At 54.9% G+C, this 13312-nt stretch carries 16 protein-coding genes; 11 read left to right on the top strand and 5 right to left on the bottom strand.

Going from position 1 to position 13312, the window contains the following annotated elements; genetic code table 11:
• Nucleotides 1-299: 299 nt before the first annotated feature.
• Entirely contained in the window at nucleotides 300-647 is a 348-nt protein-coding gene (locus tag ABK821_RS25055) for a DUF488 domain-containing protein (protein ID WP_138361253.1), read from the top strand.
• 3 nt (nucleotides 648-650) lie between these two features.
• Here ABK821_RS25055 and ABK821_RS25050 read toward each other — a convergent pair whose 3' ends face one another.
• Nucleotides 651-890, bottom strand: a complete 240-nt coding sequence (locus ABK821_RS25050; RefSeq protein ID WP_138361252.1) for a DUF333 domain-containing protein — start codon at nucleotides 888-890, stop codon at nucleotides 651-653.
• Between the two features lie 432 nt (nucleotides 891-1322).
• On the opposite strand from ABK821_RS25050, the gene ABK821_RS25045 reads away from it, so the two are divergent.
• The 3 genes from ABK821_RS25045 to ABK821_RS25035 all read left to right on the top strand — a co-directional run bounded on the left by ABK821_RS25045 (nucleotide 1323) and on the right by ABK821_RS25035 (nucleotide 1770).
• Nucleotides 1323-1424 carry a YoaK family small membrane protein gene (locus tag ABK821_RS25045; protein ID WP_138361251.1) on the top strand — a complete coding sequence of 34 codons (102 nt, stop codon included), beginning with the start codon at nucleotides 1323-1325 and terminating at the stop codon, nucleotides 1422-1424.
• Nucleotides 1424-1498 (top strand): protein YoaJ, encoded by a 75-nt coding sequence (yoaJ, locus tag ABK821_RS25040; protein WP_138361311.1) that lies wholly within the window; start codon nucleotides 1424-1426, stop codon nucleotides 1496-1498. Before ABK821_RS25045 ends, yoaJ begins: the two co-directional genes overlap by 1 nt.
• 140 nt (nucleotides 1499-1638) lie before the next feature.
• Nucleotides 1639-1770: a hypothetical protein gene (locus tag ABK821_RS25035; protein ID WP_241675628.1), complete on the top strand. Its 132-nt coding sequence runs from the start codon at nucleotides 1639-1641 to the stop codon at nucleotides 1768-1770.
• A gap of 47 nt (nucleotides 1771-1817) precedes the next feature.
• Here the strand turns inward: ABK821_RS25035 and ABK821_RS25030 are convergent, their stop codons facing one another.
• The 4 genes from ABK821_RS25030 to ABK821_RS25015 form a co-directional block, all read right to left on the bottom strand.
• On the bottom strand, nucleotides 1818-2081 hold the full coding sequence (locus ABK821_RS25030; protein WP_138361250.1) for a DUF2534 family protein: 264 nt from the start codon (nucleotides 2079-2081) through the stop codon (nucleotides 1818-1820).
• Nucleotides 2082-2198: 117 nt separating this feature from the next.
• Nucleotides 2199-2837, bottom strand: a complete 639-nt coding sequence (gene leuE / locus ABK821_RS25025; RefSeq protein ID WP_138361249.1) for a leucine efflux protein LeuE — start codon at nucleotides 2835-2837, stop codon at nucleotides 2199-2201.
• Between the two features lie 88 nt (nucleotides 2838-2925).
• Nucleotides 2926-3840: a kdo(2)-lipid IV(A) palmitoleoyltransferase gene (gene lpxP / locus ABK821_RS25020; protein ID WP_138361248.1), complete on the bottom strand. Its 915-nt coding sequence runs from the start codon at nucleotides 3838-3840 to the stop codon at nucleotides 2926-2928.
• Nucleotides 3841-4403: 563 nt separating this feature from the next.
• On the bottom strand, nucleotides 4404-5174 hold the full coding sequence (locus ABK821_RS25015) for a class I SAM-dependent methyltransferase (protein WP_138361247.1): 771 nt from the start codon (nucleotides 5172-5174) through the stop codon (nucleotides 4404-4406).
• Between the two features lie 261 nt (nucleotides 5175-5435).
• Between ABK821_RS25015 and fecI the strand changes: the two genes are divergently transcribed.
• From fecI to fecE, 7 genes are all read left to right on the top strand, one after another.
• Nucleotides 5436-5957, top strand: coding sequence for a ferric citrate uptake sigma factor FecI (fecI, locus tag ABK821_RS25010; protein ID WP_138361246.1), 522 nt, complete (start codon nucleotides 5436-5438; stop codon nucleotides 5955-5957).
• On the top strand, nucleotides 5954-6901 hold the full coding sequence (gene fecR, locus ABK821_RS25005; RefSeq protein ID WP_343179165.1) for a ferric citrate uptake sigma factor regulator FecR: 948 nt from the start codon (nucleotides 5954-5956) through the stop codon (nucleotides 6899-6901). Before fecI ends, fecR begins: the two co-directional genes overlap by 4 nt.
• Before the next feature lie 98 nt (nucleotides 6902-6999).
• Nucleotides 7000-9330 carry a TonB-dependent Fe(3+) dicitrate receptor FecA gene (gene fecA / locus ABK821_RS25000; RefSeq protein ID WP_343179166.1) on the top strand — a complete coding sequence of 777 codons (2331 nt, stop codon included), beginning with the start codon at nucleotides 7000-7002 and terminating at the stop codon, nucleotides 9328-9330.
• 56 nt (nucleotides 9331-9386) lie between these two features.
• Nucleotides 9387-10289 (top strand): Fe(3+) dicitrate ABC transporter substrate-binding protein FecB, encoded by a 903-nt coding sequence (locus ABK821_RS24995; protein WP_138361243.1) that lies wholly within the window; start codon nucleotides 9387-9389, stop codon nucleotides 10287-10289.
• Nucleotides 10286-11284 (top strand): iron-dicitrate ABC transporter permease FecC, encoded by a 999-nt coding sequence (gene fecC, locus ABK821_RS24990; RefSeq protein WP_138361242.1) that lies wholly within the window; start codon nucleotides 10286-10288, stop codon nucleotides 11282-11284. Before ABK821_RS24995 ends, fecC begins: the two co-directional genes overlap by 4 nt.
• Nucleotides 11281-12237 (top strand): Fe(3+) dicitrate ABC transporter permease subunit FecD, encoded by a 957-nt coding sequence (gene fecD, locus ABK821_RS24985; protein WP_138361241.1) that lies wholly within the window; start codon nucleotides 11281-11283, stop codon nucleotides 12235-12237. The genes fecC and fecD overlap by 4 nt, the downstream gene beginning before the upstream one ends.
• The gene (gene fecE / locus ABK821_RS24980) at nucleotides 12238-13005 is read left to right on the top strand and encodes a Fe(3+) dicitrate ABC transporter ATP-binding protein FecE (RefSeq protein ID WP_138361240.1); all 768 of its coding nucleotides are present in this window, start codon (nucleotides 12238-12240) and stop codon (nucleotides 13003-13005) included.
• Nucleotides 13006-13312: the final 307 nt, after the last annotated feature.

Raw genomic sequence — 13312 nt, 5'->3', positions numbered from 1 at the left:
GGACGCCAATAGAAACGTTACTTGATGGAAAACGCATCTGGGCTGAGAAAAATTTAAGCCAGATGTAATCTGACAGATACCTGTATAAATAACCGGTAACTGTCAGATCAGGTCTGAGCTAATACACCTTATTTCCTAAAACGGCTGAAGACGTACAATGTCATCTCACAGGCGTTATGGTATGACGTACAGACACTATCTGCTCTACAATGACAGCGTTAGCGAACAGATTCAGGCGCCGCTTCCCGGCTTCGCGAATACACAATGACGTGTCTGACGGGTACGAAGGGAGGATCACAATGATTCAATGTAAACGCGTTTATGATCCCGCGGAAGAGCGCGACGGCTATCGCGTTCTGGTCGACCGCCTGTGGCCGCGCGGGATAAAAAAGGCGGCGCTGCATTATGATGAATGGTGCAAAGCCCTCGCGCCGTCCGCTGACTTACGTAAGGCATTTCACAGCGAGACGATTGATTTCGCCCACTTTAGTCAATGCTACCGCAAGGAGCTTGATGACCAGCGCGATGAAGGCCTGCGCCTCGTCGCACTGGCCCGCCAGCAGCCGCTGACGCTGCTCTATGCAGCGAAAAATACCCGGCAAAACCATGCCCGGGTGCTGGCAGACTGGCTGACCGCGCTTAAATAAAAATTATGACTTCTTCGGGTGATCGCGACGCCAGAGCGCCCATTCGTCTATGGTTTCGCCGCCGGGAAGTTTGCAGTCACTACGTACGCCCTGCGGGCTTTGAACCGGGACCAGAACGCCCCCCTGTTGCCCGCAATACACCGAAGCCGGATTAGCCATCCCTGGCGGATGAGCGGGCTGAGTCGGTTGAGGTTGCGCACATCCCGCAAGTACCAGAGGAAACATCACTATCATCCACTTCATTTCGGCTCCTTCATTGTCATTGTTCGATACGGCCTTTCGCCCTGAATCTTCACGATTTCTCCATTTTAGCCACACTTTTACCTCGTAGAGTAGCTCCTGTTCTCGAACTGACCAGAGAACAGATCATTCCATAATCAATGAGTTTTTTCCCCGCCTCCCCCGGCGGGGTTTTTTTAGGGTTAAACGCACCAAATAAGATAATTGATTTAAAAATTGTCCCGTCAGTAAGCTGCGCTGACTTGCCAGCGGCTTCATTAACGGCGTGATCTTCCCCTTTAAGGTTGTGGCGTATTCCCGAATCGCATCACGCCCGCCGCACGCTTTAGCACAATAACGGTCTTATCGTCAGCGAATTTTTCATCTTGCCTGGACTAATTGAACGCGAAATCCGCTATGATATGACGCCTCACTTGCATCTACAGGGACACCATAATGAAACTGGGTATTCTATTTCCGGTCGTGATTTTTATCGTCGCGGTTATTTTTCTGGGCTGGTTCTTTATTGGAGGTTATGCAGCGCCGGGCGGAGCATAATGAAAAAAAGCACCCTTATAATGCTCATCGTCGCCATTGTGGCCGTCGCGGGCACGCAATTTGGCTGGTGGTAAATCCAGGAATAATCGCTTCCTCATCGGCGGGATATTGCAGAATTATCTTATCTACTCAATAGGTTAAAAGAATATAGTCACTTCATCAGCCGACTCCGCCGGCTGGCCCCGGCGGACGGATTTAACGGGAGAAGTGAGGAATGAAAAAACCGATTGTGTTGCCGCTGATTCTCGCGCTTTGCACGCTGTTATCGGGATGTATTATCGACCCAGGCTATCATCGCGGGCCGCCGCCGCCCCACTATCATTGTGATGACAGAGGATGGAGATAACGCGAAAACATAACAAGGCGAACGTCTGTTCGCCTTGTTGCCTGAGCTTAATCCTGACGATCTGAACCTAAAAACAGAAATCCCAGCGGAATAGAGAATAAAAGCGTGAACACGAGGCTGTAGACCATAACCATCGCCCCCTGCAGGAAGAACATTGACGTCGTCCACTCTGAGTACGGCATATTATACTCACTTACCACCCCACCAAAGGTCGCACGACCAACGACAAACAGCGCGATAATAAACACCGTGGCGATCGACAAGAAGAACTTCTTGCTGTTTTTATTGTGAGTCAGTTTCTGCAGAATCATCCGGTTCCCTTCTTTTATGCGCGATAATCAGCTGTATATGTAACACCAATGCAATCAAAACTGAAGGCGTTTGTTACAAACAAAGAACGGTCGGCCACGCGCATACCGGCACGATGATTACGACTGGAGCGTCGCCAGACGGGCGGCGAAACCAACAAAAATAAGGCCAATCAGGCTGTTGCCAATTTTCGCCAGTTTCTTTTTCGTTTTCACGTAGCGGGTGACAAAAGAGCCGGAAAGAATCAGAAAACTCATATAGAAGAAGCTAATAACTTCCAGCGTCAGCGCCAGAATAAAGAACGCCAGGCCAGGCGTTCTGGCATTAACGTCAATAAACTGAACGAAAAATGAAACATAAAACAGAATGGCTTTCGGATTCGTCAGGCTGAGCGTCAGAGAACGTTTCAGGATAGCGCTCCCCGGTTCCGACCCAGAAGCCGAATGACCCTCGCGCTGGGTTAGCACCGCATAGAGCATTTTACCGCCCATCCACAGCAGATAAATCGCCCCCAGATAACGAACAATATTGAACAGCACCGGAGTGGTTTTGATAAGCGTCGCGACACCGGCAAAAGCCAGAAACATCAGCACCGCATCACCAAAGAACACACCTGCCGCGGCCAGATAGCCCTTTTTAACGCCGTGAGCGATGCCGGTCTTCAGAACAAAAAGGGTATTTGGGCCGGGGACAAGAATGATAAAGATAGCCCCGACCAGATAGGTCAGGTAATTCAACACACCAAACTCAGCGAACACAACGCACTCCTTCGCTTACAACAACAAATGATCCCGCGCACGTTAACGCAACAGGGACCATTTTGAAAGCGCTGTAAGTGCGGATCGCTTAATAGAGCGAAGCTTCCCCCAGCGGACGGGTCTTAAAGCGGCGGTGAACCCACAAATACTGCTCTGGCGCGCGCAGAATCTCTTTCTCAATAACCTTATTGATATAGCTGGCCGCATCCTGCTTATCTTCGCCAGGATAATCACTCATCACGTCGCTGATATGCAGACTGTAACCTTTACGATCCGCCTTGCGCACCATACTGATGGTAAGCATTTTCGCGCCGGATAAGCGGGACAGCACATAGGTGCCGTTAGTGGTTGCCGCCTGTTGTACCGAAAAGAACGGCGCAAAAACGCTTCCCTTCGGACCGTAGTCCTGGTCAGGTGCGAACCACACCGCTTCGCCAGATTTCAACGCATGTACCAGGCCGGACAAATTGCGGCGATCAATCATCGCTTTATTGGAACGTAAACGACCACGCGTCTGCACCCACTCCATCAGCGGGCTATTATGCGGACGGTAAGTTGCCATCATAGGGCGACAAATTCCCATCGTACGCCCACCGAGTTCAAGAGACATAAAGTGTATGCCAACCACCATCACGCCTTTTCCGGCGTTCAGGGCATTATTAAGGTTAGCCATGCCTTCAACATCAAACCATTTCCTGACCCGCTCATCGCTCCAGAACCAGGCCATTCCCGTTTCAATAAGCCCCATTCCCAGCGACATAAAGTTCTGTTCAATGAGTTTCTCACGGGCGGCCGGCGACATATCCGGAAAGCAGAGTTCGAGATTTCGTCTGGCGATATGCTCCCGGCGTCGGAGAAAACGTCGTGACGCCCGGCCGGCGCTGCTGCCGATAATGTGCAAAATGGGATAAGGTAACTGAACGATAAGCCAGAGTATGGACAGGCCAAACCAGGTCCCCCAGTTACGCGGGTGGAGTAAACTTTTGTTAAAAGCGCAAGACATGTTTTTTCCTGTAAACATCTGAACATGAGGTAACGCTTAAGGAAAAAACGAGTCCCTTCATCTGTCATTAGGCGGTACGTGTAACAGTTGAGACAATAATAATCCTGATAAATTCATTCCGGCAAGTAAAAAACCGCGACAGCATAAAAAAACACAATACCCGCACAGTTGTAACAAAATGTAAAATACAAATAAATAAGTAATAAAAAATAGCCTCAAAAATGATTATCACGCTAATGATTCATTCTACTGTAACGCCCTCAATTTCGATGCGCCGTCGCCGTAAACCCCCGGTGGCTGACGCCACGGCAGGCGCTGCGATCGCCTGCCCCGCGGCGGTTCGCATTAACCAAAACCTTAGCGCCGCGAAATAAAACGCAACGAGGCGCGGATCCGCAGTAGGCCTGAATACGCTATTCATTTATCGCGCCCTGCCGTCAGCCACATTAAACAATGTAATTATCGAGATAACGTCTGAAATAAGAATCCACTTATTTTATCGCTGCTGATAGTTAATTTTCAGCGCAGCGATTCATAGCGCAACCATTATTGCAGATTTTTATCTACGGCCCTTTAACCGAACAGCAGGAAATAAAGTTCAGGCGTTTTTTCTGGCGCCGGAAAAAACGCATCATAGACAAAAATCTCGGACGATTCTCACGTTTCAACAAACCATTGCAGGCAATCCTGAGCGCCTGTTTATATCCTTCATCTTTAATTAACCCCAGCGGCGACATCAGCGACATCGGTCCATGATGAAAACGCACGGAAGCAAAGCCTGCCCGCTGGAAAATCGCCTGCCAGCCCGCGGCGCTTAACGGGCTGACGTGAGATTTCACGACCCCCTGAAGCTGAAGACGCGTTTCGTCATCGAGCGCATCCTGAGAATACATAATATCATGAGTCAATAAACGACCGCCGGGTTTCAGCACGCGGAAATATTCCGCCGCCAGCTTCTCCTTCGCTTTATCGGCGTACATGGTAAGCATCGCCTCATTAATCACCACATCAAACGTAGCGTCGGGAAAGGGCAAACGATTAGCATTGGCCTCCAGCACCACAACCCGATTATCCACGCCCTCACGGACGATATTTTGTCGGGCTTTCGCCAGCGCCTCTTTATCCATATCAATCGCGTAGACGCTGCAACGAAAACGTTGCGCCAGCTCAATCGCGGTGGTGCCCATATTACAGGCCACCTCCAGGACTTTACTCTCCGCGGTAAAGCCCGCCTGCTGAAACAACCACTCTGTTGCCTCTATTCCCCCAGGGCGTAAACGGGTTTTCCCCAGTCTGGCCAAAAACGTATGTCCAGCTTGTTCGCTTGTGTTCATCAGCATCCCCTTTCTGATTTTATAAGATGCATTATAAATACAACATTATGATTGCCGGGGGAATGCCGTGAATAAATTTTATTGGTATGGCGCCACACAGGCATATAATGTCGCGTATTGACCAAAAATCTATTCAATATTTAACAATTACTTAGCATACAGAGCGCGCTACATCGTGTTAAGTGCGTGCCTGTTTTAATTGAAATGAGAAACATTCTCATATTAACATACACCTATTGATGAATTGTTCTGAACCCGGCCATGTCCCAGCCTTCCGCCACGACGTCACCGCTAACGCTTGCTTCGCTGTATAGCGACAATCACAGTTGGCTGAAAAACTGGCTTACCCATAAGCTACAATCCGCGTTTGACGCCGATGATGTGGCGCAGGATACCTTTGTGCGGATCATGGGCAGCGACTCGCTGACCACGATTCGCGATCCAAAGTCCTTCCTTTGCACCATCGCGAAACGGGTGATGATCGACCTGTACCGCCGCCATGCGCTGGAGCGCGCATGGCTGGAGATGCTCTCTGAGTTACCGGAGGCGCTGGCCCCGTCGCCTGAGCTGCGGCAAAGCCAGCTTGAGCTTTTACAGCAGATTGACGCCATGCTGGACGGGCTGAACGCCAAAGCGCGGGAAGCCTTTTTGCTCTCGCAGCTTGAAGGGCTGACTTACGCTGAAATAGCCAGACGCCTGTCGGTCTCCGTCAGTTCGGTTAAAAAATATATGGCTAAAGCCACCGAACACTGTCTGCTGTTTCGTCTGGAGAATGGCCTGTGAACCGGACGCTGACCGATTCCCGCCGCCAGGCATTACGCTCCGCTTCTCACTGGTACGCCGTCCTGAGCGATGGTTGCGTGAGTCCGCAGCAGGAAGCGCGCTGGCAGCAGTGGTATGAGCAAAACAACGATCATCAGTGGGCCTGGCAACAGGTGGAAAACCTGCGTCAGCAAATGGGACAATTGCCGGGTGGCCTGGCCAGCCGGGCGCTTCACGATAGCCGCCTCGCCCGCCGCCATGTGCTGAAAGGGTTGCTACTGTTACTGGCCGCCAGTGGCGGATGGCGGCTATGGGATTCTGAACTGGCGGAAGGGCTACGCGCCGATTACCGTACGGCGAAAGGTCTGCCTCACCAGCAGCGGCTCGCCGACGGAACGCTGCTTACGCTGAATAGCGAAAGCGCGGCGGATGTCCGGTTTGACGCTCACCAGCGTCTGGTCCACCTGCGCTATGGCGAAATCGCTATCAAAACCGCCAGCGATAGCCAGCGACGGCCATTTCGGGTACAGACACGTGAAGGGATACTGACGGCGCTCGGCACCGAATTTACGGTGCGCCAGTTTGTCGACGCAACCCAACTGATGGTGCTGCAACATGCCGTTGAAGCGATGTTACCTTCTGGCCGCACCCAACGCGTCAATGCCGGTGAAAGCCTGTGGTTTACCCGCGATCGCTTTGCCCCCCTGACAAAGCTTAAGGACGGTGAAGGGAGCTGGATCCAGGGCATTCTGACCTTTCGTGATACGCCGCTGAGCGACGTTATCGCCACCGTCTCCCGCTACCGCTCCGGCGTACTGCGTTGCGATCCCGCCGTAGCCGGATTGCGCCTGAGCGGTACCTTCCCGTTGAGTGATCCCGACGCAATTCTTAAGGTTATCGCGCAAACAATGCCGATAAAATTGCACTTTATCACCCGCTACTGGGTCACGCTTACGCCTGCCTGATAAAAAAAACACAAAAAATTCTCATTCGCTGTTGTCCTTTTTCCCTCACTCGTTCGACTTATTCATTGAAGACAACCAAAAACGATCATGGAGAAGTCATGACACCTTTACGCGTTTTACGCAAACCGATGCCTCTGGTGATGGCAATCCGTTTAAGCCTGCTGCCGTTAGTGGGGCTGACTGCCGCGTCGGCCTTTGCCGCCACGCAGTTTGATATTGCAGCCGGAGATTTAGACAACGTACTCAACCAATATGCCGCTCGCAGCGGTATTACCCTCTCTGCCGACGCCGGTCTGACACGCGGCAAACATAGCGCTGGCCTGCATGGCAGCTATGAAACCGAAGAGGGCTTACGCACGCTGCTCAACGGCAGCGGACTGCAGCTCAAGTCTTTGGGCAATAATGTCTGGACCCTTGAGCCCGCGCCTGTCAGCGCAGAATCCACCTTAACCGTGGTAGGTGACTGGCTCGGCGACGCGCGTGAAAATGATGTTTTTGAACACGCCGGCGCCCGCGATGTTATTCGTCGGGATGATTTCGCCAAAACCGGCGCGACAACCATGCGCGAGGTCCTGAACCGTATTCCCGGCGTTAACGCCCCGGAAAATAACGGTACCGGCAGTCACGATCTGGCCATGAACTTCGGTATTCGCGGACTCAACCCGCGCCTTGCCAGCCGCTCCACGGTGCTAATGGATGGCATCCCGGTTCCCTTTGCTCCCTACGGCCAGCCGCAGCTTTCTCTGGCGCCGGTGTCCCTCGGCAATATGGATGCCATTGATGTGGTTCGCGGCGGCGGCGCGGTGCGCTACGGGCCGCAAAGCGTCGGCGGCGTGGTGAACTTTGTTACCCGCGCCATTCCGCAGGATTTTGGTATTGCGGGCGGCGTCGAGGGGCAACTCAGCCCCACCTCGTCGCAAAACAATCCGAAAGAAACCCATAACCTGCTGATTGGCGGCACGGCGGATAACGGCTTCGGCTCCGCCCTGCTCTACTCAGGCACCCGTGGCAGCGACTGGCGCGAACACAGCGCGACGCGTATTGACGATGTGATGCTGAAAAGCAAATATGCGCCCAATCAGGTGCATACCTTTAACAGCCTGCTGCAATACTACGATGGCGAAGCCGATATGCCAGGCGGTCTCTCCCGCGCCGACTACAATGCCGATCGCTGGCAGTCCACGCGGCCTTACGATCGCTTCTGGGGGCGCCGCCAGCTTGCCAGTCTCGGCTATCAATATCAGCCCGATGCCCAGCATAAATTTAACATCCTGGGGTTCTATACCCATACCCTGCGTAGCGGTTACCTGCAACAGGGTTCGCACATCACCCTTTCGCCGCGCGAATATTGGGTCCGCGGCATCGAACCGCGCTATAGCCAGAGCTTTATGATCGGCCCCTCCGCTCATGAAATCGGCGTTGGCTACCGCTATGTGAACGAATCGACCCACGAGATGCGTTATTACACCGCGACCACCAGCGGCGTGCTGCCCGACACCGCCAGCCCGTACGATCGCGATACCCGTTCCGGCACCGAAGCCCACGCCTGGTATATTGATGATCGTATTGATATCGGCAACTGGACGATTACGCCGGGTATGCGCTTCGAGCACATCGAGTCTTACCAGAACAACAACCTGAAAGGCACACATGAGCAGGTCAGCTACAATGCGCCGCTTCCTGCTCTAAATGTGCTTTATCACCTCACCGACAGCTGGAATTTATATGCCAACACAGAAGGATCATTCGGCACCGTACAGTACAGCCAAATTGGCAAGGCTGTGCAAAGCGGCAATGTGGAACCGGAAAAAGCACGCACATGGGAGGTCGGCACCCGCTACGACGACGGCGCGCTGAGCGCTGAAATGGGGCTGTTCCTGATTAACTTCAACAATCAGTACGACTCCAATCAGATCAATGACACGGTTACCGCCCGCGGTAAAACCCGCCATAGCGGCCTGGAGGCGCAAACCCGTTACGATCTTGGTGAGCTGTCGCCCGCGCTGGATAACCTTTCGGTTTACGCCAGCTACGCGTACATCAATGCGGTGATCCGTGAGAAAGGCGACACCTATGGCAATCAGGTTCCCTTCTCGCCGAAGCATAAAGGCACCTTTGGCGTCGATTATAAGCCCGGCAACTGGACGTTTAACCTTAACAGCGACTTCCAGTCCAGTCAGTTTGCGGATAACGCCAATACCGTTGCCGAGAGCGCTGACGGCAGTACCGGGCGTATTCCCGGCTATATGCTATGGGGCGCGCGCGTCGCCTACGATTTCGGTCCGCAGATGGCCAGGCTCAACCTTGCCCTGGGGGTAAAAAATATCTTCGATCATGAGTATTACATCCGCTCATACGACGATAACAATAAAGGCCTTTACGCCGGTCAGCCGCGCACGCTGTATCTGCAAGGCTCAATGAAGTTCTGATGATTGTTTTTGGCGGATAGCGGCGTCAGCGCCCTGTCCGCCCACTGGAGTTCACTATGTTTACCCTTGCTCGCAGGTTTCTTTTCAGTCTGTTGCTTCTGGCAGGCCCGGTATTTGCCGTTACCGTGCAGGATGAGCACGGTACTTTTACCCTTGATAAAACGCCGCAGCGGATCGTGGTGCTTGAATTCTCTTTTGTCGACGCGCTGGCGGCGGTCAACGTTAGCCCGGCTGGCGTCGCTGATGATAACGACCCCTCGCGGATTCTGCCGGAGGTGCGCGCGCGCCTGAAGTCCTGGCAGTCGGTCGGCACCCGTGCTCAGCCCTCTCTGGAGGCAATCAGCGCGCTACACCCGGATCTGATCATCGCCGATAGCAGTCGTCATACGGGCATTTACCCCGCCCTGCGGCAAATTGCTCCGGTACTGCTGTTAAAATCGCGCAATGAAACCTATGCAGAAAATCTGCAATCAGCGGCCATTATCGGCAAAGTCGTCGGCAAAGATACGCAGATGCAGCAGCGTCTGGCACAGCATCGGCAAACAATGGCGGCGTTTGCCCGTCAGTTACCGGCCGGAGCCAGCGTGCTGTTTGGCACGTCGCGCGAACAGCAATTTAATCTTCACTCGGCGCAAACCTATACCGGCAGCGTACTGACGGCGCTCGGGCTAAAGGTTCCACAGCCCATCAACGGTACGCCGATGACGGCGATTAATCTCGAACAACTGCTGGCAATAAATCCCCAGTGGCTGCTGGTGGCGCATTACCGCGCTGAAAGCATCGTTAAAAAATGGCAGCAAGATCCGCTCTGGTCCATGTTGCAGGCGCAGCAAAATCAGCAGGTTGTCGCCGTCGACAGCAACAGCTGGGCGCGGATGCGCGGTATCTTTGCCGCCGAACGTATCGCCAGCGACATGGTAAAAATTGTCCACCATCAGGCGGTCGATACCACGCCATGAGACCGTTCCATCGTTCGTTTTTTATCTGGGGGCTGCCGCTGCTGACGCTAACCGGCCTGTTCTGGCTGAGTCTGTTCTGCTATGCGGCGATCCCCATCTCCCCGCTCAACGCTCTTCACGCGCTGCTCGCCCCTGACACGCCTCCCCTTGCGGAGGCGTTAGTGCTTAATCTGCGTCTGCCCCGCAGCCTGGTGGCGATGATGCTCGGCGCCAGCCTGGCGATATCAGGCTCGCTGCTGCAAACCCTGACGCATAACCCGCTGGCATCGCCCTCGCTGCTGGGTATTAATAGCGGCGCGGCGCTGGCGATGGCCCTGACCAGCGCTTTCAGCCCGGCGCCGCTGGCAGGTTATTCGCTGGCGTTGATCGCCGCCTGCGGCGGTGGAATAAGCTGGCTTCTGGTGATGACCGCCGGCGGCGGCTGGCGTCAGGAACTGGATCGTCATCGGCTGATCCTCGCCGGTATTGCCCTTTCGGCACTCTGTATGGCGCTGACCCGCATCACCCTGTTACTGGCGGAAGATCACGCGTACGGAATTCTCACCTGGCTTGCGGGCGGCGTTTCCCACGTACGCTGGGCCGAATTCTGGCAGCTTTTTCCCTTTACAGCGCTGATTATTCCCGGCGTATTGCTGCTGTCTAACGCGCTTAATCTGCTCAATGTCGGCGATAACACCGCCCATTCACTGGGGGTAAATTTGTTCCGCCTGCGTCTGTTCATCAACGCCGCAACGTTATTGCTGACCGGTAGCTGCGTCAGCGTGGCCGGCCCAGTCGCGTTTATTGGCCTGCTGATCCCGCATCTGGCGCGGCTTTGGGCGGGCCACGATCATCGAGTGCTTCTGCCTATGAGCGCCATACTCGGCGCGCTGTTCATGCTGCTGGCGGATATTCTCGCCAGGGCGCTGGCCTGGCCGGGCGAGCTTCCTGCCGGCGCGGTACTGGCGCTGGTCGGCGCTCCCTGTTTCGTCTGGCTGGCAAGGAGGCGCGGATGAGACTCCGCCGCATTATTTTGTTGCTGCTCATACTGGCGCTGTTAACCGTATTGTCCCTGCGAATGGGCGCGGTGCCGCTGCCGTGGCAGGCGCTGCTTGATGGATGGCATCCCGGCAGTGATTCTCATTATGTGCTGATGCAATATCGCCTGCCGCGCGTTGTCCTGGCGCTGTGTATCGGCGCCGCGCTGGCGGTTTCCGGGGTACTGGTACAGGGAATCGTGCGTAACCCGCTGGCCTCGCCGGATATTCTGGGCATTAATCACGCCGCCAGCCTTGCCTCAGTGTGCGCTCTGTGGTTTTTGCCCGCGTTATCCCTGCTGTGGCTTCCGCTGTTGGCCTTTATCGGCGGAATGACGGCGATGGGCGTGCTGAGTCTCCTGGCAGGGTTTTCCCGTCCCATGCGCCTGGCGTTGACCGGTGTGGCGTTATCAACCTGCTGGGCCAGCATAACCGATTACCTTTTATTGTCACGCCCCCAGGATATCAATAACGCGCTGCTGTGGCTGACCGGCAGCCTGTGGGCCAGAGACGGTTCATTCGTCATCGTCGCCCTGCCGCTGCTGGCCGTGTTGCTCCCTCTGAGTTTCGCTCTCCACCGCGATCTGGATCTGGCGGCACTGGGCAGCGACCGCGCCGGGACGCTTGGCGTTAATATGCGCTGGCTTAACGGCTACGGCTTAACCCTGGCGGTGGCTCTCGCTTCGGTGAGCGTCGCGGTCTGCGGCCCTGTTGCTTTTATCAGCCTCGTGGTGCCGCACCTTGTTCGCCGTCTCTTCGGCGGTCGTCATCGCTATGTATTACCGGTTTCGGCCCTGGCCGGTGGACTGTTGCTGCTGTTTGCCGATCTGTTAGCGCGAACCCTCCAGCCGCCGATGGAACTACCGGCTGGCGTGTTAACCGCGATTATCGGCGCCCCCTGGTTTATCTGGCTACTTGTGAGAATGCGTTAAATGGAACTGCGAACGGAAAATCTGACCGCTGGCTATAACGGCAAGCGCATTATCAACGATCTCAATCTGACCCTACCGGCCGGGAAAATCACCGCCTTGCTGGGGCCAAACGGCTGTGGCAAATCCACCTTACTGAAGTGCTTCTCTCGTCTTTTGACGCCGACAGCGGGTGAAATCTGGCTCGGTAATACGACATTAAACCGAATATCGACGCGGCAACTGGCGCGACGACTGGCGCTGCTGCCGCAACAGCATCATGTACCGGAAGGCGTGACCGTCCGCGAACTGGTCGGCTATGGCCGCAGCCCGTGGCTGCCGCTATGGGGGCGACTGTCGGCGCGGGATCGCCAGAGAGTCGAGGACGCGCTGATGCGAACCGGCGTCGCTTCACTGGCGGAGCAGCCGCTAAGCGCCCTTTCCGGCGGCCAGCGGCAGCGGGCTTTTCTGGCGTTACTGCTGGCGCAGGATACGCCGCTGGTGTTGCTCGACGAACCGACGACCTGGCTGGATATCAATCATCAGGTGGAATTGATGAAGCTGATGCGCGAGCTGCAAATGCAGGGAAAAACCGTGGTCACCGTACTGCACGATCTTAACCAGGCCAGCCGCTATTGTGATCATCTGATTGTGCTGGAAGGAGGACGCATTCAGGCTCAGGGTTCGCCGGAGACGGTGCTTACGCCGGAGATGTTGCGTGAGGTTTTTCATCTGGAGGCGGAGATTCATCCGGAACCGGTGTCGCAGCGCCCGATGTGCGTAGTGAAATAGGCCGGTATAAGTAATACTGGTCCGTTAAATGCGTTATCTGGATTTTTAAGCAGACCCGTTGCCAGGGGGAAATGTCTTTTTTAGCGTGGTTTTGGCGAACGCCTGATGCAGTGGCAAAAATCGGTTTTTACGACCGACAGCGGCTAAGACGTTCCCTTATTTAACTCGGGCTCACCGCAGGGGGGTTGGGCGCATCAAGGAAACCTGGCGAGAACGCAGGCGCGCATCCAGGACTGGCCGCCAGGACGGCGGCCAGAGGGCGGGTCGAGACAGGGACGTCGAGTCCCGCCCGGTCCGCCAGATGAAG

The sequence above is a fragment of the Klebsiella sp. KE9456 genome (genome assembly GCF_043832615.1).
Taxonomy (GTDB): domain Bacteria; phylum Pseudomonadota; class Gammaproteobacteria; order Enterobacterales; family Enterobacteriaceae; genus Klebsiella; species Klebsiella indica.
Note: the sequence above shows the minus strand (reverse complement) of the source record. Positions and strands in the feature narration are given on the sequence as shown.